Genomic DNA, 23,699 nt, shown 5'->3' with positions numbered 1-23,699 from the left:
TAATTCAGAAAATCTTCTGCGCCGTTGTATTAGGCAGGAAAATGCTGCTATCACGCAGGAAAGCAGAAATCCATACCAAGACAATAGGCAAAAGCGCATTGAATGGCGTACCGTGAGAAAGTTCTGTGGCCAAGGCTCCCGCAAAGTAGCAGGACAGCAGAATAAACCCGATTTTCATTGTTTTAGGGTAGAGAAATAATGCTGTAAACCCTATCTCCATCAATGCGAGCGGAACAAGGTATTCTGCTATGCCTATCTTGCTCATAGCGCTAACAACCTCTTCGCCGGCAGTCAGCTTCATAATTCCGCTAAATACAACCATTGCGCTGGCGATTACGGTAACTCCTATCGTGATAATTTTCCTTGCTTTCATAATTGTTTTTTTTCAGCAAATCTAACTACCTTTACTTACATAAATATAGTAGTATACAAAAGGTTAGCAGTATCCTCTAAGTTAGTTAGTAATAATATGGAATATACAGATGAAGATGTGCAGCGTCTTTCGGTCCATGAATGCAATAGTAAGCTGGGGGCGATTGGCGATGCACTTTACGTGATCGGCGGGAAGTGGCGGTTGCGGATTATTGTAGCACTCAAAGAAGGCGGCACACGCTTTAATGAATTGCAGCGGATGATTCCCGGTATATCGCCGCGTGTGCTTTCTAATGAGCTTAAAGAGTTAGAGATCAATGGCTTTCTGACAAGAAAAGTATTCACAGACATACCTGTGATAGTCGAATACAGACTCACCGAATACAGCCAGACGCTCGACCCGGTCATGGGCGCGCTTGTAGAATGGGGCGAAATGCACCGGGCAAAAATACGCCAGGACGATCGGCAAATACCCGAGCCTATTGCTCAGGAAGCGACACTGTAATGTGCCACATATCACCCGAATTTGTCACTTTTTGCGTTCCCCAAACACCCGGGCCGCCATCAGCTCGGAGATAAACCCCAAAGACCAGGCTCGTCACGTCGGAGCCTGTTACCATCAGGCTCCCGCAAGCAGCGCCATTGCCGCAGTTCCCTGTAATTGCTGACTTTGTATGTAGTATTTTCGTTTTGGTATCATCTAATACAAGCTCCTTGCTTCCTGAAAGTTTGATGAGCGTGCGCCCTGGTGACTGCAATTCCAGTTCCGTTGCAAAACCCAGCCGCTTATCCGAGAAGTTGGTCGTGGCGCCAAGGCCGACTAACGAAATGACCGGGTTGTTAACAGGCCGGCTAAATTGCAAACGCAGCTTTCCATAGTAATAACGACTGGTATCCGAGGTCGGCGCGTTGGCAGTGAGCAATGGTTTGGCGGACAGGAAAATCTGCACACCCACACTATTGTACACATTGACTCCTCGCCCCGCTTGCCCCTTAGGATGTGCAGTGAAAATCGTCCGCGTTGAATCTTCGAAGAAATTATTGTTGACAACCGGGACCGATTTCACCTGGCTGGCACTGGCACCCGAAGCTGCCCCAAACGTCATGCCGGTAACATGCTGCGGAACGGTAATGTATGTCTGATCATCGAAACTGAATGTAACGGATAGCCTGGATTGCAGACTTTGAAAGTAAATTCCTTCGTCTTTGCTCCCATTGTTATTGAGAAAAAAAGCAAGTGTTTGCGGAATGGAAGTGGGCCCTTTGGGAACGGGCGGATTGTAACTGTTATTAACCCCGTCCTGGACAAATTCGAGCGTATGTTGCGCCGAAGCGGGTAGTAATGCGAGGCAGGTAATGAGTACAAAACACACCCGCAAGATGAGCGTTTGTTTAAAAAGCATGTGTAAAAAGTGAATATCGCTGGGCCAATGTATTTACTGCAATATAGTATTTCGTATACAACATTGAAATCCTTATAGTCCGCAAGCTATGACACCTGCGGACTATAAGGATTACGATCACAATTATAACGACTTGAATATTAACCCAATGTAAATTTAAACTGTAACTACTGTACGGACGCCCTCTGCAATTCAAAATTAGCTCAGTTCGTTACGAAACTGTGCGGAACCAGCGGTAACCATAGGCTTCCAATGTAATGGTGTGGCTGTTTTTTTCATCCGCAACGCTTTCAATGTTGCTCATCAGATCGGCTATGCGGGATGCTCCGGCCATTTTTTCGGGCACAACCAGTTCAAGCGATTTTTCGTGGAAGTTATGCCATATGAGCAGGATCTTATTCTTCCAGGTGTAGCGCATGCCCAGGATTTCCTTGTGCCCGGTGTCCATGATTTCCCAGTTACCATAACCGATCTCGGGGCACTCCTTGCGCATCCGGATGAGCGAGGTCATCCAGTTCAGCAATGATCCCGGTTCACGCCGCTGATTTTCAACATTGACGTGTTCAAAAGAATAATAACCTTCATCTACAACGGGATGGATGAGCGTTTCTGCTTTGGAAAATCCGGCTTGTTTCTCCCCCGACCATTGCATTGGCGTTCGCACCGCATCGCGTTCCTCCAGTTCCAGGTTATCCCCCATGCCAATTTCATCACCGTAGCGGATCACGGGTGTTCCGGGCAACGAGAACATCAAACTATAAGCGAGTTCTGTTTGCTGTCTGCTGCCCAGCATAGGCGAAAGCCTGCGTCGGATGCCCCGCTCATAAAGCTGCATGTTTTTTTCGGGACCGAATCTTGCGAAAACCGTCTGACGTTCTTCTTCTGTCAGCCTGCCCAGGTCCAGCTCATCGTGGTTGCGCAGAAAGTATGCCCATTGGCTGCTCCCAGGAATGTCACGGGTGGCTTCAAGCGCTTTGATCAGCGGACTGGTATCGGCGGTGGCAAGGGCGTAGAAAGTATATTGGTTCACAAAAAAATTGAACATTAAATGAATGCCTTCACCTTCTTCACCAAAGTATTTCTTGCTTTCGTCGGGCAGCACATTAGCCTCTCCCAACAGCACTGCGTCACCTTTGCGCCATTGCAGGAATTTTCGCATTTCTTTGAGATATTCGAAATGCAGCTTGGGTTTACTGCCCGCTTTGGAATGACTGGATTCTAAAATAAAAGGCACCGCGTCCACCCGGAACCCGGCAATGCCCAGTTCTAGCCAGTAACCCATAATCTTGTTTATCTCTTCTCTTACTTCGGGATTATCCGTGTTCAGGTCGGGTTGAAATTCGTAGAAACGGTGGAAATAATATTCCTTTGACTCCTTATCCTTGGTCCAGGTAGCTTTTTGCACGCCCGGGAAAAGCATGCCTTTGTTCCAGTCGGCTGGCCGCTTGTCGGACCAAACATACCAGTCCCGCTTGGGATTATCCTTCGAAGACCGCGCTTCCTGAAACCAGCGGTGCTGGTCCGAAGTGTGGTTTACGACCAGGTCAATGATAACCTTAATGCCAAGTTTTCGTGCCTTATGGATGAAGCTGACAAAGTCCCCGCTGGAACCGTGACGCGGGTCTACACCATAAAAATCGCTGATATCGTAACCATTATCCCGGTTTGGCGTAGGTTGAAAAGGTGCGAGCCAGATCGTGTCAAGTCCTAATGCGTGCAGATAATCCAGCCGGTTGCAAAGTCCCTCAAAATCGCCTGTGCCATCACTGTTGGCGTCCATGAATGTTTCAAGATCGAGGCTGTAAATCACAGCGTTTTTGTACCAAAGGTCTTCAAGCATAGGTTTGAGATTTGTTGATAATGACAGTGCCGTAAAAAAGCAATGCCATGAAATCTGCATTCCACGGCATTTACTTAATAAAATCAACTCTTAGTTACCTGCGGTATACATATTAAATGCCAGCAGATGTTTCCTGAAAATGGCATCGTACTGCTGCGCTGCGGCTTCTTGCTTAGCACGTTTGCATTCCTGAACGATGGTTTGAAGTATGTAAAGATCCACATTCACATCCCTGTTGCGGACCCCACCATTTTTCTGGATCCAGGAGAGATTTTCATCCGAACGGAGCGCCATGGTCCTGGCCGAGTCCAGTGCTTTTTTGTCTTCGCCCAGGTCAAACAGCATGCCCAAAAAACCAACAGAAAACTGGTCAAATGGGATCGTGTCATCAGGCATGACCGTCATTGCTGTATTTACCACTTCTCTGGCTTTTTTCAAATCATTTTCAGCGATTAGCTGGCCTGCAAGCCGCAGAAACGAAATGCGCGCAGTGGCAACCGGGGAGCCACGATAGGTGTCGTCGTAATATACATTAGGGTCGTTCAGCGAACGCCATTTCATTTTCTTCATCATATTATCGTACATAATTTCTGCATTGACATACCCATCCGAAGCTCCCTGTACGCGCACTGGCAGCAAACGGTACGTGTAACCTTCCAACTGCATGTACTCCTGCAGTCCCAGATTATGTGTTGCGCCCATTGTTGAAGAAAAATAGACAGGTCGTTTCCAATTGTTTGTTGCTATTATATCCAACATTACCAGATCGCTTTTGTACAGGTCCTTTGTGCCAATGTTCCAGCTCATGGAATCGGAAAGCATAGGCAAAAGCGCACTTTTGATAATGTTCATGGACTTGACCTTTTCAGCATCCACCGGTAAAAAGAGTGTGGAAGAAGGTAAAATCGAGGTCATATCGCCACTGGTGAGCGGAACCTGAATCGCCTTGTTTTCCTGGTTAACCAGTTCAAGATATTCTTTCAGGTTAATGCCGCTTTTGACAGAAGGGACCTCATAAAACGGCACGAAATCGTTTTTACCCATTGCATAATCATCCATATCCAGGGATAGCGGTAATGGCTCCGACTTGTTGGTCTTCCGTTTGAGCTGCTCAATGTACCAATCGAGGCCCAGAAAAGTCTGCACGCATACGCGCACGTCCGTACGAACGCCCTCAACCTCCTGCAAATACCATAAAGGGAATGTATCATTATCACCTCCTGTGAAAAGTATCGCATTAGGAGCGCAGGAATTGAGCAGGTTTCGTGCAAAATCAACCGAATGGTAGCGGTTGCTGCGGTCGTGGTTATCCCATCCTTTTGCAACCATGATCAAGGGAACAGAGAGGCTTGCAGCCACGGTTAATGTGGTGCGTAAGGTGGCTTTCTTCACCGCTTTTTGTAAAAATCCCGCAACTGCCATAACGCCAAATCCAATCCAGATGCAGAAAATGTAAAAGGACCCAACGTAAATATAATCGCGTTCGCGCGGCTCCGTGGGTGGCGAATTGAGATAAATCACAAGCCCGACGCCAGTCAAAACAAACATTAAAGTAAGAACCACCAGGTCGTCGCGACGCTTTCTGTACATCCATAAAAGCCCTGCAAGGCCCAGCAAAAGCGGCAGCATAAAAAAGTTGTTATGCCCTTTATTGTTCGTAATAGATGAAGGAAACTGGCTGGGAACCTGCCAGGGCAAAACCGTCCCTGCTCCTTCCTGGTCACTTTCGCGGCCTACGAAATTCCACAGAAAATAGCGCCAGTACATGTGCCCGATCTGGTGACCAAACAGGTAGGCCAGGTTATGTCTCATCGTCGGTTGCTGCCCTTCTGCCAGGCCCGTCATTTGCTGATAAAGCTGCGGGTGGCCCGGCTGTGCACTGTACATGCGCGGGAAAAGAATATTGCTGCCTGGCTCATACCCGTAAACCGGACGATAATCGATGATCACATATTTTCCATCCTTTTTGCGATAAACCGGCGCGCCGTGCTCCTGGGTTACGGGCTTCGAAGTGAATGACGGTCCATAAAGCAATGGTCTGCTTTCATATTGCTCCCTTTTTAGATAAGACACAAAACGTAATACATCACTGGGATTATTCTCATTGATCGGCGGGTTATATTCCGAGCGGACAAGCACCATCATATAAGAGGAATAGCCGATCAGCACAAAAACAAGCGATAACAAAGCCGTATTAAGCAAAACCTTTTCTTTTTTGTGCGCATGACGGATCGCCCAGCTTAATGTCCCGAGAAAGAGAATGACGAAAAAGGCAATTCCGAAATTGTAAGGAAGCCCCAGCGCATTGACAAAGAAAATTTCAAACTTGCCAGCCAGATCCGGCAAACCTGGGATAATGCCGGAATTGATAATGGCTAAAACGACCAATCCGCCGCAAAAAGCCATAATTCGCCCCTTAACAGTGGGTTTTGGATATTTTTTGTAATAATAGATCAGCGCCAGGGCCGGGATGGTGACCAGGTTCAGCAAATGCACACCAATGGAAATGCCAATCAAGTAAGCGATCAGGATCAGCCAGCGGTTGGCCGTAGCCGCATCCTTTGTTTGTTCCCATTTGAAAACTGCCCAGATCACAATAGCCGTGAAGAACGATGACAGGCCGTAAACCTCTGCTTCGGCCGCTGAAAACCAGAACGAATCAGACCAGGCGTAAGCAAGCGCCCCTGTTACGCCCGATAAAATGACGATTATCGCATCCGGTTTGCTTACCTCTTGTTCCGGATTACCGATCAATTTCCTGACCAATAATGTAATAGTCCAAAACAAGAACAGGATGGTGAAAGCGCTGCTAACGACTGAAACCATGTTTACCCAATAAGCTACGCGGGTAACATCTCCAAAAGCAAGCAAGGAAAAGAGTCTGCCGACAAGCAGAAAAAAAGGTGCTCCCGGCGGATGGGGAACCTGCAATTTAAACGCAGCAGCAATAAATTCTCCGCAATCCCAGAAACTGGCAGTACGTTCCATGGTAAGCAAATACGTCACAAAGGCCGTGAAAAAGACGGCCCAGCCTGTAATGTTGTTCCATTTTTTGAAAAATGTCATGTTAAATTAAGTTTAGCCTGAGGTTCAAAGCTATCGAAAGCGCCTTGAAGGGATGTCCTGCCAACTCTTAAAAAAAGTTAACCGACCCTCTCAATATCAAGCATTTAACTTAATTTAACACAACTACATGCTGCTGTTCATACTATCAGGAGATGGTAAAGCGCATAAATAGCAGAAAGCCAGAGCAGCGATCCTGCGGTGATCGTGAAAGCAACGGCTCCAAAAAAAGATAAAGCCCTGTCTTCAATATGATAGTGAAATGTTACTGGCATCTCCTTAGAAAAATATTTTTTTAGGGTTATTCAAAACGACCTGCAAGCGTTCGTGTGGTAAATATAAATATTGTTAGATAAAATTGTTCACCTGGTTTAATAATTATGCCGTGCGAATTTGTTGACGTTTCGTAGTAAACATTCGACAAATTATGATCGAAGAAAGCTTGTATTGTGCTTTTTGTAGATTTCGACTTTTTTAAATAGTTCCAGCACATTGGTCACTTCCAGCTTTTCGAAAATGCGCGCCTTATAAGTGCTTACGGTGCTCTCCTTAATGTTCAGGTCGATGGCAATATCCTTTGTCCACTTCCCGGTCAACAGCATATCCATGATTTCGAGCTCCCGGTTAGACAGGATTTCAAGCGGGCTTTCGCGGCTTTCTCTTTCCTGTAAAGTGTTGTTATCCAGCTGCTGCCGGACCAAACTGGTGACATATGTCCCTCCGCTGAGGACTGTGGTAACTGCACGTTCCAGCTCCTCGTTGCTCGTGTCTTTTGGCAAAAAACCATTCGCGCCGGCTTTCACGTAGTGCAATGCATACAGCTCTTCTTCCTGTGATGAAAAGATCAGGATCTTTACCTTTTCCTGAACAGATCTGATGCGCGGAATCATATTGAATGCGTCTCCTCCTGGAATGCGGATATCTAAAATAACCAGGTCAAAATGCCTGTTGTGAAGCATTTTAAGTGTTTCATTAAATGTTCCGGCTTCGCTAACAACTACCGAAGACATGAAATCTTCTATCAGCAATTTCACGCCCATCCGCACAATGGAATGATCTTCTACTAATAAAATCGCTTTCAAATTCATCGTTATTTCCTATTTCCTCTTAAAGTAGTTTAATACGGAGGGAAATTACGTAGAACTTTACCTACAACAAACTCATTTTTGAAAAATTATGCTGATTGACACACCCTGTTCTCCGTTCGGTTCAGCGGCCAGTCCTGCATGGATCAGGGTGCTGACTTCCTTAACGATAACCAGTCCCATACCAAAACTCTCGGGATCCAGATCAGCGCCGGGCACCTTTTCGCTGCTGTTCAGCCAGCGTATAATCGCCGGATCCATGCCAGGTCCGGTGTCCCTGACGATCAGGTGCAACGAATCACGGAAATCTTTGTGAATAACCTCGATCACGCCCCCGTTGGTCACTTTGTTTGCGTTATCGATAAGGTTATGCAGGACAATGCTCAGCAGTTGCACATTGTTTTTAAGGATTACGCCTTCGGGGACAGCGTTTAGAAATCGGTTTCCGTTGCTTTCTGCCTCGGCCAAAAATATAGCAAACTTCTGTTCAACCAGCTCATGCACATCCAGATAATTAAAAGTAACCCGTGTGCTCCTGTACCGGAACTGTGCATAGTCAAGGAGGTTTTTCATGAAATGATAAAGCCGGTAACTTGACTGGCTAATGGCGCGTATTGTTGGCAAATCCGGATTGGTCTTGGCCAGACGGCCGGTTGTGGTCATTAAAAACCGAAGCGGGCTTTTGATATCATGTGAGATGGTGGCGAGCAGTAATTTCTGATGTCTGAACTCAGCTTCAAGCTGCTCCTGAGAATCTTCCAGGAAAGCAAGGCTGGACGTAAGTTCGATTGTACGTGCATCCAGGGTAGATATCGTTGAGTAAAAAGAGTTGAAAAAGTAATAGTTGACCAAAAAAAGAAAGCAAAAATTGTGCAGCAACAGGATAGCAATGGCAAGTCTGCTCACTCCCACAGGCCCCCATGGGACTGCGGCAACGAACTGCTGTTCCAGATACATATAGATAAAGAAGGGCAAAATGGCAAATAATGAATAACATGTTCCCCATTTATTCCCCAATCCATAGAAGCCATAAATGCTGATGATGACAACATACTGCAATGTGACGACATGGAAGCCCTCCTCATAGAAGAAAAGGTTGGACCAGATAATGAAGACAAAAAGCAGAATTGCAATGTGAATGGCTTTCTGCCAGTTCAGGCCAAGCCGTAACGCAAAGTAATACAGGACCACAACGCCCATTAAAATGCCTATCCGCTCGGTCTGAAGCGTATGATTTTCTGCGACATAAAGCGTAAGCAGCATTGCGGTGTAAACCAGCCTCAAATGGAGAGACAATGATAAAACTTTGATGCGTGCAATGTTGAGGACATTTGTTTCCTCAGCCAATTGTTTTTGAATAGGCCAGTCTAGAAAAGATAAGTTCATCTGAGATCAATACGCTACTCCCGGAATAATTACATTTCAGTAGAGACGGACGGTGGGAATTTTTCCGGATCCGACTCATCAAATCAAGGGTCGTTACGAATTTTGAAACCGGGAGGGGATGGGCGTTACTTTGTTCTCTGATCCAAAAAGCAACTTTGACGTGTAACGGGATAATTCCAGGCAAAATTTACTTCTTTTCATTTGTCTACAAACAACAAACCAAATCTACCTAAAAATGGTCACAAACAATGTAGAGAAATTGCTACAACAGTTTTTATATCTGGTTGCAATAAATCTTGCTTTTACATTGTAAATTTGTATAACCGCTCTTTTATTTAGGTATGTGCTGACAGCTGAGAGGTTCTTTCGGGAATGAACGTAATGAAATACGTTATAAACGTTGAGTATATCTTACACCTTCCGGTTCTGCCGCGAAGGTGTTTTGTTTTTGAAATATTAAAAACATTCATTTTTCAAAAAAACATCCTTCGGGATCTGATCTGACAGCAGGCACATTGCTGCCAAAACAATTACAAATTTTATGGGGATGCGGCTTGGAGAAACCGAGTAAAGTCAAGTAGAGGAACGAGTGTAGATAGTGCGTTTTAACAGAGCATTATTGAGCACGGGTGGCCCGCATTCTGGTTTTCGGGAATGATCGCTTTTTTAATTGCCTTCGGATTTTTCCTGAGCCTTGCGCTTCAATTTCTTAACTTCCCCGGGGGTAAAATCACCATTGATCCATCTTACAAAATTCTTCGATTGTACTTGATAAACCTGAGCTGACAAAGGTTTCAGGTCTGAGTTTTCAATCTCCCGAAGATAGTCTGCAAGCAGCCTGTTAATCTCTTCCAAATACTGCTTCTGTGTTCTCATAGGGCATCTTTTAATTAAAAATAATGTGATTAAATCTAGTTGGAATTGAGAAATCTCATCTTCTAACTATGTGCAATTATAATTTATTCATTTTACTCCCTTAATATTTTTGGGGTGACCCTGCCATTTTCCAGGGTGTAGGGTGATCTTCGTGGGGACATGCTTTGCGTCTCCTCATCCGCATATATGCGATAAGGGCTATACGCAATGCGTATAGCCCTTATATTCATTTCGTTATGTTTTAGAAACTAGTCTTTACTGCGCAGATACACATCGTTGCTGATGGACTCCAACTTCACATCCGGGCCACCTCCTTTGACTGTTCCTTCCAGCAAATATCCGACGATGGGGTTCTTCTGTTTCTTGTTTTTAAAATCAATATCAAAGTCGGAATACACCTCGCCGGTGATGGTTTTCATGGCCACGTTAATGCCCTTTGATCTGGGCCAGCTCATATCCACATATCCGCTGATCGTTTTCGCAAAAACGGTTGTCGTTGCGCCATCAATATCAATGTTCCCATCGATCGTTTCCAGTTTAAGCTTGGCATTTCGGGGCAGGAACACCTGGTAATCAATTTCTTTACACATATAATATCTATGAGAGCCCTCCTTATTTGTCCAGCTGCTTCGCCTGTCGCCGGGACAATCCTCTTCTCTTCCTTTTTTGAGCAATTCGTCATCAAATCCTATTTCCATGATCACCTCGTCCGTGGTCGCCCGTTCGGTAACAACCAGGGCGTCATTTAATTTATTCCCGTTAATCACAGCCTTGATTTTGACGTAAATTTCGGGTTTATCCCAATATCTGACGTGGATAGTGTCCGCAAATTTCAGGTTCAGGTTTACAGTTTGGCCATCTTTGTGAGGGATCCTTTTTTCAATGATCTTCTGCGCAGCCAATGGCCCGGCAAGCAATGCCAGAGCGAAAATTAATAGATTGTTTTTCATGACGCTAGATGCAAACGGTGGTTACTTTTTACGGATGTAAATGTTACTGCTGATCGTGTTGAGTTGCACTTCCACACCTCCCCCGTTCGTCGCGCCCTCAATGTTACTGCCGCCGCCTACTTTGGAGAGACCGTCCCGATTGCTTTTTGTGCCCAAATCGAAGTCCGTGTACATTTCACCATTAATCGACCGCAACTTCATCGTCGATTTTGTAGTTGCCGGCAGCGTAACGTCTACTTCGCCGCTGATGGATGAAATGGCGGTGGGCTTGCTTTGATTAAGCGCAGAAAAAACGACATTTACATCGCCGCTCGTCGTGTTAGCCACCACGGGGCCGGTGACATTGGTCAGATTGATATTGGCGACGTTGGTTTTTATTTCCAGGTCGCCGTCCATGTTACTGATCGCGATTTTGGATCCGCCCTGCCAGTTTACTTCCTGAAAAAGCACCGCAACCTGTTTTGGCAAACGGATCGTGTATTTCACCTCTTTCCGCGTCACTTTTTCCACTTTCAGGCCACCTGCTTCGGGTGTAACCGAGAGCCCGATTCCTGTGTTATCGACGCCGGAATAGTAGAGCGGCTTCAAACCTTTTGCTCTTTCAGGCGGTGCTTCAAAACCGGATGATGCCTGAATAAGCACCTCGTCTCCGGCATATCCCTCGATTTTTACCTGGCTGGCGGCCATTTCAATGGTTATTTTCTTTTCCTTGGAATTGGCAAGCCTGGTTTTGTATTCATGCGTCTGTGCCATGGATTGCGCAAGGCATAGCAAGCAACCCATACTCATTAAAAGTACTTTTTTCATGGTTTCCGATTAAAATATGTGATTGAAATTAAATGCGGTTTAATGTTATCCTTTTCTGAAGAATATTTTTTCAGACGTCTGCGGCGGTCAACTCACTCACTCCCTGTTGTGCTTTCAGCTTTACAACCTCCATTACATCCTGTTTTCTGACCAGCTGCTGAAATGGCTCCACGGCCCGCTTTTCTTTGATTGAAACCAGAACCTCGATCAGCATGATCTGAATGTTAGGATCGGTTTGAATGGCCAGGGACTGCACCAGCGACTCTGCCACATCAGCCTCATTCTGAAAATGTTGCAAAGCCTGACAAGCGGCGAGCCTGACATTAATATTTGGATCAAAATTCAGGGTATTAATAAGCAGCTGCGTGATTTCCTTGTCCACTTTTGGCAAATCATAACTCTGGTTTATGGCCTGAATGCGTTCGCTAGCAGATGTAGAAGCTAATTTTTCAAACGTCAGTACATTTCTTATTTCTACTTGCGAGACTGATTCTTCCGTAGCAATTAAAGGATTGGCTCCCGTGCCACGGTCCTGAAACACACGTCCACCCAGAAACCCAACGATCAGCAACGCAAGCCCGGCGGCAATTCTCAACAACCAGCTTCCGAACCTTAAAACAGGCGTTTGTTTGGGCGGGTCTAACAAGGCAGAAAGTTCGCTGCCGAATGTAAGGGAAGGATACTCATTTCGGGCTTCTACGAAATAACCAAACTGCGCTGCGTGGCTCATCAAATGCTCCGGCACGTTCTCATGCTGAAAAAAACGTTTGAGCTCTTTTTCCTCATCAATGGTCGTTTCGCCATCGTAATACTTTTCAAGCAATTTTTCAATATCCTGATTCATAATCGTTTGCTTTAAGATAATTCTCGCGCAGTTTTTGCCGCGCCCTCGAAAGGATCGTGCGAATGTTCGCATTGCTCAATCCTGTAACCTGCTCAATCTCCTCAAATGAACATTCCTCCACATCGCGCAAATGCAACACCAGCTTGTGTTGTTCGGGCAGCTCGCCTATCAGCCTGTGAATGAGCGCCGCGCTGTCGCTGTTCTCCAACTGCCGGTGTGGTGACAACTCGGCCGCATGCACGCTGGTGACGTCCGCATCGTTCTGCATTTTCTGCTTGTGATGAGATTTAAGGCGGTCAAGGCAAAGGTTTTTGGTCATTTGCACGGCCAATGCTTCGATGCTATGGTAAGTTTCCAACTGCTGCCTGTTCGTCCACAACCTCAGCAACACATCCTGAATGGCATCTTCGGCTTCCTCGCGGTTGCGAAGAAACATTTGCGCCAGTCTGAAAAGGCGTCCCTGCACGGGAAGAATGCGTTGGTTAAAGGCTTGTAAATCCATTTCAAATACAAAGACGAGCACGCCGGCATTTCGTTACAGGTCAGAAGTAAATATTTTTATTGTTGCTAAATGAAAAGGGCTTGTAGTTGTCGGCGCAGAAGCATGCAGCGCCTGAAAGCCGACCAAAGTGGCTGATTTTCAGAAAATTCTCGCTTCCCCCAGAGTAAGGTCTGCGCCCGCAAGCAGACACCCGATTTCCAATGCCAAATCAGGTCTGGCTTTTATTTATCAATGATACGATTCAGACACAGGAAATGACAATCCGGATAGAGAAAAGCACAGATTAGAAAATTTTAGCGTGATGCCAACGGTTTAGGAAGCTAATTTGTCATGAAAGTAAGTTACTGATTACGCAAACCTCTCAACCATGACCTTGAAACCTTCTACCCTTATCATTATTTCCACACTCACCATCGGAACCGTTGCAGGCATTTGCATGGGTATTGTGCGACAGCGGAACATCCTTTCATTACCAAGTGCACCTGCATGCGATGCTGAAAAAGCGGTGCATTGCAAGTATATGTATGACGAAATGGCCCAAAAGCTTGTTGCTTACAGCCCAACGGAAAAATGCGCCGCCGACCGGGAGAGCTTCTCTTTCAAGGTCGGAAGCCGGATTCTGGAAGTCACAAAAGGTGCTCAGTCAGCTCCGGAGATTATTGCGCTTTGACATTAATGTGCGGTTTCAAACATTTCTTCATAATGTCTCGACGGTGTAAGAATGCCGCCGCTTTCTGCATAGAATGATGCGTCTGTAACGTAAACCCCTTTTTGCGTCCGAACCCAGGACCCGTCTTTTTGAGGATGGTAAGTCATCAGCTTTTCCCAATTTTTATAATACTGATGGCCATTTGTTTCTTGTAAACCTACACTCATGCCTGGAAATGGTTGCAGCCTAGCGGCCACATTTTTGTTCCAATCCACCAGAATGGGATTAACCGTCAGATCAGCGCAAAAGCATGGCACCTTTTTTTCGTAGGCGAGTTGCGTGATTTTCATGGTCATACTCAATGTTTTAGCGATGGCTTTTACTGCAATCGCGCTGTAACCCAGATCAATCCGGTGCGCGGCGTCTTCCACAGTATGCGCACTCTCGTCAGCAGCGACACGGACGCCCAAGTCGCCCACAAAAGCTTCGTTATGCTCTTCAAATGGCTCCTCGATCACAGCAATCTGTTCAAATGCACCGATCTTTTTGGCGTGATCCAGAAAGCGCAGCAATGTTTCTTTCTTCTCATATCGGCCATTTGCGTCGAAATAATATGGAATTTTACCGTTTTGCGTATATGGCGTTTCATAATGTCCGATCGCTTTATGCACTGCACTCAGGAAGGCAATGTCCTTTTCAATCATTTCCTGCTGCGTTCCGGCCGAACCGGTCTTTAATTTCATAATAAAATAACCCTCATCTGCCGCTTGCCTGATCCGCTCCGCGGACGTACCTACACTAAACGACGGAATGCTCGCCACCTTCTCATGCCTGTGGGAAAGCCCTCGTTGATAAGCGGCAGGGATCAGCTTATCAAACTGATCAATGCCATTTTCCTTGGCGTACAAAAGCCAGGCCGCATTGTCGACGCAAACCAGTGCATTGAGCGCAAATGTTTTACGCAAGTCCGGATTCCCGGTTATCTTTTTTCCGTAGGCCAAAACTTCCGGCAGTATATCGTCGAGCAGTTTCACCGGATCAGAGAACGTTGTGCCTTTAACCATTTGCAAGGCCCGTTCGCTCATTGCATACATTAATGCATTCCCGGCGCTTTCGGAATGTGCCGCAAAAACCTTCGAATCAGACCACAGCACACCCTGTGTCCCTATGCCGATCTTTTTATTGCCGGAATCGGATTCGAGCATTGCTATTGCCTGCCAGCTGTCTGTTATGGCGCTCCCTTTGAACCGGTAGGGGTTTAATGGTTCTCTTTCAAAATTAGAATCGACATTTTTGATCCTTATGGCTTTCATGGGTTTGGTAAATTGCGTGGATACGCTTGTGAATTCGGGAGCAAGGGTCCCGGCCACGGCAATTACGCCTGCCCGAGCCATAAAATCCCGCCGCGATATATTTTGATTTTTAAGCATATATAAACAGGGCCGGTTTGATCGGCTGTTTATTCTAAAGGACGCATAAACGTATTACTACTAACCTGATCCGGAGTCTGTCGAAGCAACGGTCTCGGTGCCCGGCTTGCAGTTCATTAGTCTTTGATCGCGCTGCGTATGTACCTGGCGTTATTACCATCAATTTTGTATATTTCAACATCCAATCTTGCCATCCATGAAAACATCAAAATTTGCGGGGTCCGGTTTGAGAACCGTCTTGTGGGCTGCATTCGTAGCCGGTTCGCTTGACATCATGGCCGCGTTTGTCGTTTACGCGATTATCCTGGATCAAACAACACCGGTCCGGATGCTTCTGTCCATCGCAAGCGGTGTATTTGGTAAAGCTGCTTTTGAAGGTGGAAATATGATGGCTGTATACGGGTTGCTATTTCATTTTCTGATCGCACTGGCATTCGCGCTATTTTATTTTTTGATATACCAATACATTGCATTTCCTGCCAGGCACAAACTGGTAAGCGGTATCATTTATGGCATCTTTATCTGGCTGGTGATGAATATGGTCGTCATGCCGATCGCATTTTCCGGAATGCCTGCCTCGTCCTGGGATGCCGCATTGTTGGGCACAGTCATCGTGATATCGGCCGTAGGCTTACCTATAGCGTACATCATACCCACCGGGCAACAGTTCCCTTAATCCCCATTCAACACTTTCATCAGACGCTTTCGAAGGGAATAGTTTTTATAGACCACTATAAAGGAACAACTATTCACCATTCGAAAATATGATTAATGAAACAGCTTTTTTAGAAAAACCTGTCGGAGATAAACGGCAGTTGCCTGAATTTGAACTGGTGAACCTGACAATCAACGGCCAATCCTATAAGCTCAGATTGCAGCCGTGGGTAAGCCTTCTTGATGCGATTAGGGAATACGCGGGGCTGACCGGCACTAAGAAGGGATGCGACCATGGGCAATGCGGCGCATGCACTGTGCTCATCAATGGCAAACGCATCAATTCCTGCCTTACGCTTGCAGTCATGAAAGACGGCGAGTCGATCACTACTATTGAAGGACTTTCAGACGGCATTACAAACCATCCTTTGCAGGACGCATTTATCGAACATGATGCATTTCAATGCGGCTATTGCACGCCGGGACAGATCTGTTCAGCGGTGGGCATGCTCAATGAGGGGCGGGCCGATTCTCTGGAAGATGTTCAGGAACTAATGAGCGGCAACATCTGCCGCTGCGGCGCCTATAATAATATCAATGCTGCCATTATGGAGGTTAAATCAAAAATGGCATGAACAGTTTTTCATACAACAAAGCCCATGACGTTGCAGGAGCTGTGGCGGACATTCAGGAGCACGAAGGCGGGAAATTCATTGCTGGCGGCACCAATTTGCTGGATTTGATGAAGGAAAATGTGATGAAACCGGATCATTTGACGGACATTAACCGGCTGGATCTGGCAGACATTACAGAAAATGAAGATGGTGGGCTGAGACTCGGTGCATTGGTTACCAATGCCGACACGGCATGGAATGGGCTTGTGGAACAACGCTATCCACTTCTTTCAAAAGCTATTTTGGCTGGCGCTTCACCGCAGTTGCGCAATATGGCCACCAACGGAGGAAACCTTTTTCAACGCACCCGCTGCTATTATTTTTACGACACTGCGACTGCCTGCAACAAGCGTGAGCCAGGTTCCGGATGCTCTGCCATCAATGGGATTAACCGCATACACGCCATTCTGGGAACGAGTGAGCGTTGTATTGCCACGCATCCGTCGGATATGTGTGTAGCGCTCGCGGCCCTGGATGCAAAAGTGAACATTACCGGCCCGAACGGCGAGCGCTCGCTCGATTTCCGCGATTTTCACCGGCTACCAGAAAATACGCCTCATTTGGATACTAATATCAGCCCCGGAGAGCTTGTTACTTCTATTGATCTTCCGCCAAGCAATTTTACCAAATACAATTTTTACTTGAAAGTCCGTGACCGTCAATCTTATGCGTTTGCCCTGGTTTCTGTTGCTGCTGCGTTGGAGCTGGAAGGGGACGTGATCAAAGACATCCGGATAGCATTGGGTGGTGTGGCGCACAAGCCATGGCGCCGCCGCGAAGTGGAGGAGAATTATATTGGAAAAGTTGCCTCAACTGAGAATTTCAGGACGTTAGCGGAAACAATGCTGACCGGCGCAATCGGCTTTGGTGGTAACACCTTTAAAATAGAGTTGGCCAGGAGAGCCATTGTACGCGCATTGCATGAAGCGCTTAAAGCAGGAGAAAATCTATGAAAACGCAATATATTGGAAAACCCGTGAGCCGGGTGGATGGATTGGCAAAAGTTACAGGAACTGCCAGATATTCGGCCGATTTTAAAGTAGATCGGATGCTTTATGGCTACATCGTGTCCGGCAGCATTGCAAAAGGCAGGATAATTAGCATTGATACATCCAAAGCCATGGGGCTTAAAGGCGTTTTGCAGGTTTTTACGCACGAAAATGTTTCCGGACTGCCATGGTTTAGCATTAAGTACAAAGATATGGATGCGCCTTCCGGTTCACCGTTCAGGCCTTTGCACGATGATAAGATCCTTTACAGCGGACAGCCGGTTGCATTGGTCGTGGCTGATACTTTTGAACTCGCCAGATATGCATCCTCCCTGATTGATGTTCTGTACGAAGAGGAAAGTTTTGCTACGGATCTGGCCAAGAATATAGACCGTTCTTATAAAGCACCAGTTGGAAAAATCGGTTATGTATCACCCAAATCACGTGGCGATGCGGACGAAGCTTATGGTGAGGCAGAATTCAAGATGTCTGGCACTTACCAGCATGGCGCTGAGCACCACAATCCCATGGAGCTGTTTTCAACCACGGCGATCTGGGAAAACGGAAAGCTTACGGTGTATGATAAAACACAGGGCGTTACCAATTGCCAGTTTTACATCGGTAATGTGTTTGGACTTGCGTATAAAGATGTGCGGATTATCTCTCCGTATGTCGGCGGCGCATTCGGGTCCGGATTAAGGCCGCAATATCAGCTTTTCATGGCAGTGCTGGCTGCTTTGGAATTGAAAAGGCCAGTAAAAGTCGGGTTAACCAGACAGCAAATGTTCACGTTCGGGCACAGACCGGTTACTATGCAGAAACTGGCACTGAGTGCTTCTGCAGACGGCTCGCTGGAATCGATCAGACATGAGGCTTATTCTGAAACATCGCGGTTTGAAAGTTATACCGAGATCATTGTCAACTGGTCGGGGACAATGTATAACTGTGATCATGTGAAGTTGAAATATGAGCTCGTCGGCCTGGATATGTACACGCCTGTGGATATGCGGGCACCGGGGGCCGTTACTGGCGCGCACGCAATGGAAAGCGCTATGGACGAGCTCGCTTACGAGCTTAAAATGGATCCCCTCATTTTCAGACTGAAGAACTATGCAGACGAAGACCAGACGGAAGAAAAGCCGTTTTCCAGCAAGGAACTGATCGCTTGTTACCGCGAAGGCGCCGAAAAGTTTGGCTGGACCAGGCGGAACATTGAACCGCGCTCTATGCGCGAAGGAAACCAGCTTATTGGCTGGGGAGTTGCCACGGCAGCCTGGGACGCATTCCAGATGCCCTGCAGGGCGAAAGCATTGCTGTCTATTGATGGGAAATTGGTGATCAGCAGCGGGACTTCCGACATTGGAACGGGCACTTATACCATTATGACGCAGATTGCTGCGGAAAGTCTGGGATTGAAGATGGAAGATGTTACTTTCCACTTAGGCGACACAAATATGCCCATGGCGCCGCTCGAAGGTGGTTCCTGGACCGCAGCATCGGTGGGCTCAGCAGTGAAAGGCGTTTGTGAAGATGTAAAAAAGAAGCTGATCAGGATGGCCGTCAAGACGAAGACATCCCCGTTATATGATTCAAATAGTAAGGATATTGTGCTTGACTCCGGCATGATTTCGGATGTAAAGGATAGCTCAAAGAGCGCTTCGATCGTGGAAGTAATGCGTCTTGCGGGCATTAATAGCATTGAAGAAACCTCCACCAGCGGCCCGAATCCGATTAATAAGATGAAATATACATTTAACGCGCATGCGGCGGTTTTCGCAGAGGTTAAAGTAGACGAAGACTTGGGCATTGTGCGCGTGACGCGCGTTGTTTGCGCGGTAGCAGCGGGTAAAATCCTGAACCCGAAAACGGCAAGAAGTCAGATTCTGGGCGGTGTTGTTTGGGGAATCAGCAAGGCTCTGGAAGAGGAGAGCAAAATGGACCACCAGTATGGCCGGTTTATGAATCACAACTTATCTGAATATCATGTGCCTGTAAATAAGGATATCAATGACATTGAAGTGATTTTTGTAGAGGAAAAGGATGATATTGTGAATCCGTTAGGCGTAAAAGGTGTCGGGGAAATAGGCATTATCGGCGTGGCAGGCGCGATTGCCAATGCTGTTTTCCATGCGACGGGCGTCCGCGTACGTAATTTACCGATCACAATGGATAAAGTGCTTCAAATTGCCGAAGACGATCGTAATCAGGTAGCAATCTGACACGAATAGGAAACTCAAAAAGTGCGTGGCGATGATTGTCGCGCATTTTTTATACTTTTTCGATCCATTCAATCATTTTCTTTCTTCCGGCTTCATCAGGAAGCTTGCCGAGGCCTGCGCTCAGATTTTCGACCAAATGTTTTACATCGGAAGTGCCGGGAATGGCGCAAGTGACTGCTTCCTGGCTAATAATGTATTTGAGGAAAAATTGCGCCCAACTTTTAATGTCGTAATCCGCTGCGAAGGCTGGAAGCTCTTTGCCCTTAACGGCGCGGAACAAGGCGCCCTGCTCGAACGGCTCGTTAATAATGACTGCCACGCCATTGTCCCTAGCTGCATTCAGTAAACTTTTCTCCGCATTCCGCGACCGGATAGAATAATTAAATTGAACAAAATCTATTTCTTTTGATTTTACGATCTGCTCCAGGCGTGGGTGTGCAGAATCCGTGTAATGGGTGATGCCAATGTATTTTACTCTTCCCTGCGTTTTCCAGTCTTTTAATGTTTTCAAATGTGTTTGCCAGTCCTGCAAATTATGGACTTGCATCAGATCCATTTTTTTGCGCCCCATCTTTTTAAAGGAGTCGTTCATTTGATCAATCCCCTCCTGCCTTCCTGTTGTCCAGACCTTCGTAGCAAAGAAAAACTGGTCATTGTTTTTCAGCGCCGTGGTAAGTTCACCGATTACTTCCTCCGACCTGCCGTACATGGGTGAGGCGTCGATGAGTTTGCCGCCCATTTCCTGCATTTCTTTCAAAACCTCTTTTAATGGCGTTCTTTCGCTCGCGCTCGGGCCAACGTCGAATTGCTGCCATGAGCCAAGTCCTACTACCGGAATTTTCTCTCCACTTACCGGAATTGATCTTTGTAAAATCATTGCCTGATCGGTTTTTGCATGGGATAACAATGGGTTCAGCAGCATTGCACAGCCTGAGACGCCAATGCTTTTCACCATTTCACGACGGGAAAACAAATATTCCATGCTCAAAGGGTAGGATTGTGTGGATTTTTTTGTTGCTCCAATTTACGCAACAATCCCAAAACTTGGTTCGAAAGGCCAAAAAAGAAGCCCGACCATTGGCCGGGCTCATTCCTCGATTTCACACCAAAACTAAGTCAATTACTTTTTTCTATCGTAACATTCACCTTATAATCCTCAATCTTAGGTGTTTGCGTACTTACCGGGTAAGGTTGCAGCTCACTCACCTTCAAGACGTAATTTTGACCACTTAATGTGAACGTCCGAAAATCAGCTTTGCTATCGCCTTTGAACTCTACTTCAACGTCCGTTGCATTCTTGGAATCGGATACATTGAACTTGATTCTAGCGCTTCCCATTTGTATGCAAACTACGTCCTTGGGGCAACGGCTGTCATTTACTTCGCGAAGGTCCACTTTAAGATCCGCTCCCGAAGCTGCTATCGTCGTTTGCTGCCGGTAGGGTACGCTGGTTGCCTTCGGTTCAGGTTGTGGTGCTGCATCCTGTTTCTGGTCACAGGCCATGGCGGCCACCCAGATCAGTGCAAATAAGATTGTTCTTTTCATGCCATAGTACTAATTAAATACAGACTGAAGAAACACCAGGAATAAAAAAGGTTGTAACAAAAGTTGAAAAAATTATAGAACCGAACTCAGACCTCAAACGGCAGATCGTAATCTTTGGTAATGGGCTTGGAGCTTCGTGTTTTAACCGTGATCCGGGCTTTCAGCGGGCTGCCGATGACGAGAAAATGTTTGATATACTGATCTTCATGGTAAGTCCAGGATTTATCTTCCAGAAAATATTCATCAGCATTTTGCTTGCCGGCCTTATATGCCCATTGCTCTACAACATTGGGCTCGTAAGTAACGATGGAGCCCATGCTTGTGATCTGGATGCCGGGCACGCCGCCGTTGCCCAGCTCGGTACAACTTTCCACAGTAACATTGATAGATGAATTGTCTTCAAGATCTTTAACCGACCATTGGTCGAGTAGCGTTTTTACATTAGCCATAATTGGATGAACTTTGAATTTAAGTGTAGCAAACAAAGAAACAACACTGATTCCGATAAGCGGATTGCCAGTTATTCAACGGCGGGTGTGAAATAGGGAAAGGTGTGGTCAGGGATTTTTGTGTAAATGTGCAGCGGTCACTTTTCTGATTTTACCGTCGCTTTTGGTCATGATGTAAAGGTTCTTTGTAAAAACATCATATTCAATCCGCAGATCCACGCGCTTGGAGCCTGTCATTTCACGAAGACTTGTGTCTTTTCCGTCCTGAATAATGCTCAATTCACGCACAGTGCTGTCGGACAGAGTCTTGTCAACATTGGTATAAAATATGCGGCCGCTGACAATGTCACCGAACAGATATTTGTTTTTCAAAACCGTAATATCACCTTCATACACAGCGCCTCCACTGATGGCAGCACCATCGATATGGTCGTACAATGCATAGGGTTTGACGAATGTCGAAGAAGGTTTTTCGGGTTTAAATACATTTTTCAGGTCCTTGGGAGATATACCGTAATTCCCCTCCTGAATGTTCCAACCATAATCTCCGCCTTTCTCAATAATGTTGATCTCCTCAAAATTGGCCTCACCAATTTCTGTGCTGAACATTCTTTTGCCATGGGTCATATTCCAGGACATGCGGTGCGGATTGCGGAAACCATAGGCATAAATTTCTTTTCTGACCTTCGGATCAGGCCTATCCGCGAATGGGTTATCTGCCGGAATGCCATAGTTCCCATTTTTGCCGTTCTTCCCAAGCGGATCAATGCGGATAATGGTCCCGAGCAGAGAATGCAGATCATGGCAAAGTGCGGGATAGCCGCCGATAGTCGAACCACCGTCGCCAGTGCCTATGTATAGCAATCCGTAATCTTTATCTTTCTTTTTAATATCCGGAACAAAACCAATGTCCTGTATCCCGTGCACATTTCCCGGAACATTAATACGAATCAGTTCCCGCCTTTTTCCTGTAAAAGTCTCGCTCTTTACATCATTGTTCTTCCATTCCGAAACAACCCATTGCAGCGCAACTTTCATGGAATCATGGTATTCATAATCGGCTTTTTTCCCTTTGAATGCTTCGGTGTGGGTGATGTAGATCAAGCCGTTTTCCAGATAATCGGGATGAAAAGCGAAACTTCCGAGTCCGGTTCCCAAGCCCGGTTCATTAATATAATCTTCAATGAGTGGCCTGATATCCAGGAATATGCCTGGCTTACCACCCTTGACCCTGTAAATCAAACCACGCTGATCGCTGACAAAAAGTGCGCCGTCGTGCGCGGGGCTTGTACGCATATTCGCAATTCTCGTTCTGGGCATTTTTTCAGAAGACACAGGCATGATGGCAAATTCTTCCGTTTCAATTTTCAAACCGGAAAGTGTGACTGGCCTGGTTAGTCGTTCTGCTGTATGGCCCGATTCGTCCAAATTAACTTGTAGCGGCTTGATATTATGCGCTTGGGTTTCCTCCGCGATGTACGAAAGAATGGATTTAATCTCGTCATCTTTCAAAAAGTCAAAGGGAGGCATAATCATCTTGTAACGCTTGGTGAGGTTCACAGCCCGCTTGTTTCCAGCTTCAATGGCAGCGTTCGGATTTTTAATAAATGCAACAAGTTCAGGTGTGGATAGCAAACTCGTTACGCCACCCAGTTTCGGGCCTATTTCTTCCTGTTCGAGTGCATGGCAGGAAATGCAATGTGTGGTATAAATGGCTTTGCCCGACTGCGAGGCCGTCTGAGCGAGGGGTTTATTTTTAGTTTTTGACTTGCCGCCGGTGCAATTAAACATTCCTGTTACCAGCAAAAAAACACAGATGGGGTAATGTAAAGGTTTTAACATTCAATTCAGAAAACTGTTAAGTATTTAGGGAAGGGCAATGTTAAGGATAACAGCTTTTTATACAAAACAAAACAGCCGAAATCTTTCCCGGCTGTTCTCTGAAAATGTGGAAAAAAACTA

General features: G+C 46.2%; 22 protein-coding genes. 6 read left to right on the top strand and 16 right to left on the bottom strand.

What is annotated here, in order from left to right:
- Positions 1-4: 4 nt before the first annotated feature.
- Complete coding sequence (locus MUK70_RS02795) at positions 5-373, bottom strand: DoxX family protein (RefSeq protein ID WP_234655479.1); 369 nt, start codon at positions 371-373, stop codon at positions 5-7.
- 96 nt (positions 374-469) lie between these two features.
- On the opposite strand from MUK70_RS02795, the gene MUK70_RS02790 reads away from it, so the two are divergent.
- Positions 470-877: a winged helix-turn-helix transcriptional regulator gene (locus MUK70_RS02790; protein ID WP_234655480.1), complete on the top strand. Its 408-nt coding sequence runs from the start codon at positions 470-472 to the stop codon at positions 875-877.
- On the opposite strand, the gene MUK70_RS02785 is transcribed toward MUK70_RS02790, so the two are convergent.
- The 10 genes from MUK70_RS02785 to MUK70_RS02740 form a co-directional block, all read right to left on the bottom strand.
- Positions 852-1,775 carry a hypothetical protein gene (locus MUK70_RS02785; protein WP_234655481.1) on the bottom strand — a complete coding sequence of 308 codons (924 nt, stop codon included), beginning with the start codon at positions 1,773-1,775 and terminating at the stop codon, positions 852-854. The genes MUK70_RS02790 and MUK70_RS02785 overlap by 26 nt on opposite strands.
- Positions 1,776-1,986: 211 nt before the next feature.
- Complete coding sequence (locus tag MUK70_RS02780; RefSeq protein ID WP_234655482.1) at positions 1,987-3,615, bottom strand: alpha-amylase family protein; 1,629 nt, start codon at positions 3,613-3,615, stop codon at positions 1,987-1,989.
- 90 nt (positions 3,616-3,705) lie between these two features.
- Positions 3,706-6,681, bottom strand: a complete 2,976-nt coding sequence (locus MUK70_RS02775; RefSeq protein WP_234655483.1) for a glycosyltransferase family 117 protein — start codon at positions 6,679-6,681, stop codon at positions 3,706-3,708.
- A 422-nt stretch (positions 6,682-7,103) separates the two neighbouring features.
- On the bottom strand, positions 7,104-7,766 hold the full coding sequence (locus MUK70_RS02770) for a response regulator transcription factor (RefSeq protein WP_234655484.1): 663 nt from the start codon (positions 7,764-7,766) through the stop codon (positions 7,104-7,106).
- A 72-nt stretch (positions 7,767-7,838) separates the two neighbouring features.
- Positions 7,839-9,110 carry a sensor histidine kinase gene (locus MUK70_RS02765; protein WP_234655485.1) on the bottom strand — a complete coding sequence of 424 codons (1,272 nt, stop codon included), beginning with the start codon at positions 9,108-9,110 and terminating at the stop codon, positions 7,839-7,841.
- Positions 9,111-9,815: 705 nt separating this feature from the next.
- Entirely contained in the window at positions 9,816-10,025 is a 210-nt protein-coding gene (locus MUK70_RS02760) for a hypothetical protein (protein ID WP_234602298.1), read from the bottom strand.
- A 248-nt stretch (positions 10,026-10,273) separates the two neighbouring features.
- Entirely contained in the window at positions 10,274-10,975 is a 702-nt protein-coding gene (locus MUK70_RS02755; protein ID WP_234655486.1) for a DUF4097 family beta strand repeat-containing protein, read from the bottom strand.
- A 21-nt stretch (positions 10,976-10,996) separates the two neighbouring features.
- Complete coding sequence (locus MUK70_RS02750) at positions 10,997-11,782, bottom strand: DUF4097 family beta strand repeat-containing protein (RefSeq protein WP_234602296.1); 786 nt, start codon at positions 11,780-11,782, stop codon at positions 10,997-10,999.
- A 70-nt stretch (positions 11,783-11,852) separates the two neighbouring features.
- The gene (locus tag MUK70_RS02745; protein ID WP_234655487.1) at positions 11,853-12,626 is read right to left on the bottom strand and encodes a HEAT repeat domain-containing protein; all 774 of its coding nucleotides are present in this window, start codon (positions 12,624-12,626) and stop codon (positions 11,853-11,855) included.
- On the bottom strand, positions 12,610-13,128 hold the full coding sequence (locus MUK70_RS02740; RefSeq protein WP_234602294.1) for a GFO_1088 family ECF-type sigma factor: 519 nt from the start codon (positions 13,126-13,128) through the stop codon (positions 12,610-12,612). The genes MUK70_RS02745 and MUK70_RS02740 overlap by 17 nt, the downstream gene beginning before the upstream one ends.
- 367 nt (positions 13,129-13,495) lie before the next feature.
- On the opposite strand from MUK70_RS02740, the gene MUK70_RS02735 reads away from it, so the two are divergent.
- Positions 13,496-13,798 carry a hypothetical protein gene (locus MUK70_RS02735; RefSeq protein WP_234602293.1) on the top strand — a complete coding sequence of 101 codons (303 nt, stop codon included), beginning with the start codon at positions 13,496-13,498 and terminating at the stop codon, positions 13,796-13,798.
- 2 nt (positions 13,799-13,800) lie between these two features.
- Here MUK70_RS02735 and MUK70_RS02730 read toward each other — a convergent pair whose 3' ends face one another.
- A complete protein-coding gene (locus tag MUK70_RS02730) occupies positions 13,801-15,207 on the bottom strand; it encodes an enolase C-terminal domain-like protein (RefSeq protein WP_234655488.1) in 1,407 nt (468 codons plus the stop codon).
- Positions 15,208-15,403: 196 nt separating this feature from the next.
- Between MUK70_RS02730 and MUK70_RS02725 the strand changes: the two genes are divergently transcribed.
- The 4 genes from MUK70_RS02725 to MUK70_RS02710 all read left to right on the top strand — a co-directional run bounded on the left by MUK70_RS02725 (position 15,404) and on the right by MUK70_RS02710 (position 19,743).
- Positions 15,404-15,883, top strand: a complete 480-nt coding sequence (locus MUK70_RS02725; RefSeq protein ID WP_234655489.1) for a DUF1440 domain-containing protein — start codon at positions 15,404-15,406, stop codon at positions 15,881-15,883.
- 88 nt (positions 15,884-15,971) lie between these two features.
- Positions 15,972-16,496, top strand: a complete 525-nt coding sequence (locus MUK70_RS02720; RefSeq protein WP_234655490.1) for a (2Fe-2S)-binding protein — start codon at positions 15,972-15,974, stop codon at positions 16,494-16,496.
- Positions 16,493-17,488, top strand: a complete 996-nt coding sequence (locus MUK70_RS02715) for an FAD binding domain-containing protein (RefSeq protein WP_234655491.1) — start codon at positions 16,493-16,495, stop codon at positions 17,486-17,488. Before MUK70_RS02720 ends, MUK70_RS02715 begins: the two co-directional genes overlap by 4 nt.
- The gene (locus tag MUK70_RS02710) at positions 17,485-19,743 is read left to right on the top strand and encodes a xanthine dehydrogenase family protein molybdopterin-binding subunit (RefSeq protein ID WP_234655492.1); all 2,259 of its coding nucleotides are present in this window, start codon (positions 17,485-17,487) and stop codon (positions 19,741-19,743) included. The genes MUK70_RS02715 and MUK70_RS02710 overlap by 4 nt, the downstream gene beginning before the upstream one ends.
- Before the next feature lie 49 nt (positions 19,744-19,792).
- Here the strand turns inward: MUK70_RS02710 and MUK70_RS02705 are convergent, their stop codons facing one another.
- The 4 genes from MUK70_RS02705 to MUK70_RS02690 form a co-directional block, all read right to left on the bottom strand.
- On the bottom strand, positions 19,793-20,725 hold the full coding sequence (locus tag MUK70_RS02705; protein ID WP_234655493.1) for an aldo/keto reductase: 933 nt from the start codon (positions 20,723-20,725) through the stop codon (positions 19,793-19,795).
- A 134-nt stretch (positions 20,726-20,859) separates the two neighbouring features.
- Complete coding sequence (locus MUK70_RS02700) at positions 20,860-21,288, bottom strand: hypothetical protein (RefSeq protein ID WP_234655494.1); 429 nt, start codon at positions 21,286-21,288, stop codon at positions 20,860-20,862.
- 86 nt (positions 21,289-21,374) lie between these two features.
- Positions 21,375-21,737 (bottom strand): hypothetical protein, encoded by a 363-nt coding sequence (locus MUK70_RS02695; protein ID WP_234655495.1) that lies wholly within the window; start codon positions 21,735-21,737, stop codon positions 21,375-21,377.
- 108 nt (positions 21,738-21,845) lie between these two features.
- Complete coding sequence (locus MUK70_RS02690; protein ID WP_244784647.1) at positions 21,846-23,528, bottom strand: PQQ-dependent sugar dehydrogenase; 1,683 nt, start codon at positions 23,526-23,528, stop codon at positions 21,846-21,848.
- Between the last annotated feature and the right edge of the window lie 171 nt (positions 23,529-23,699).

This window comes from Dyadobacter chenwenxiniae, assembly GCF_022869785.1.
Taxonomy (GTDB): Bacteria; Bacteroidota; Bacteroidia; order Cytophagales; family Spirosomataceae; genus Dyadobacter; species Dyadobacter chenwenxiniae.
This window is presented reverse-complemented; position numbering and strand designations above follow the sequence as displayed.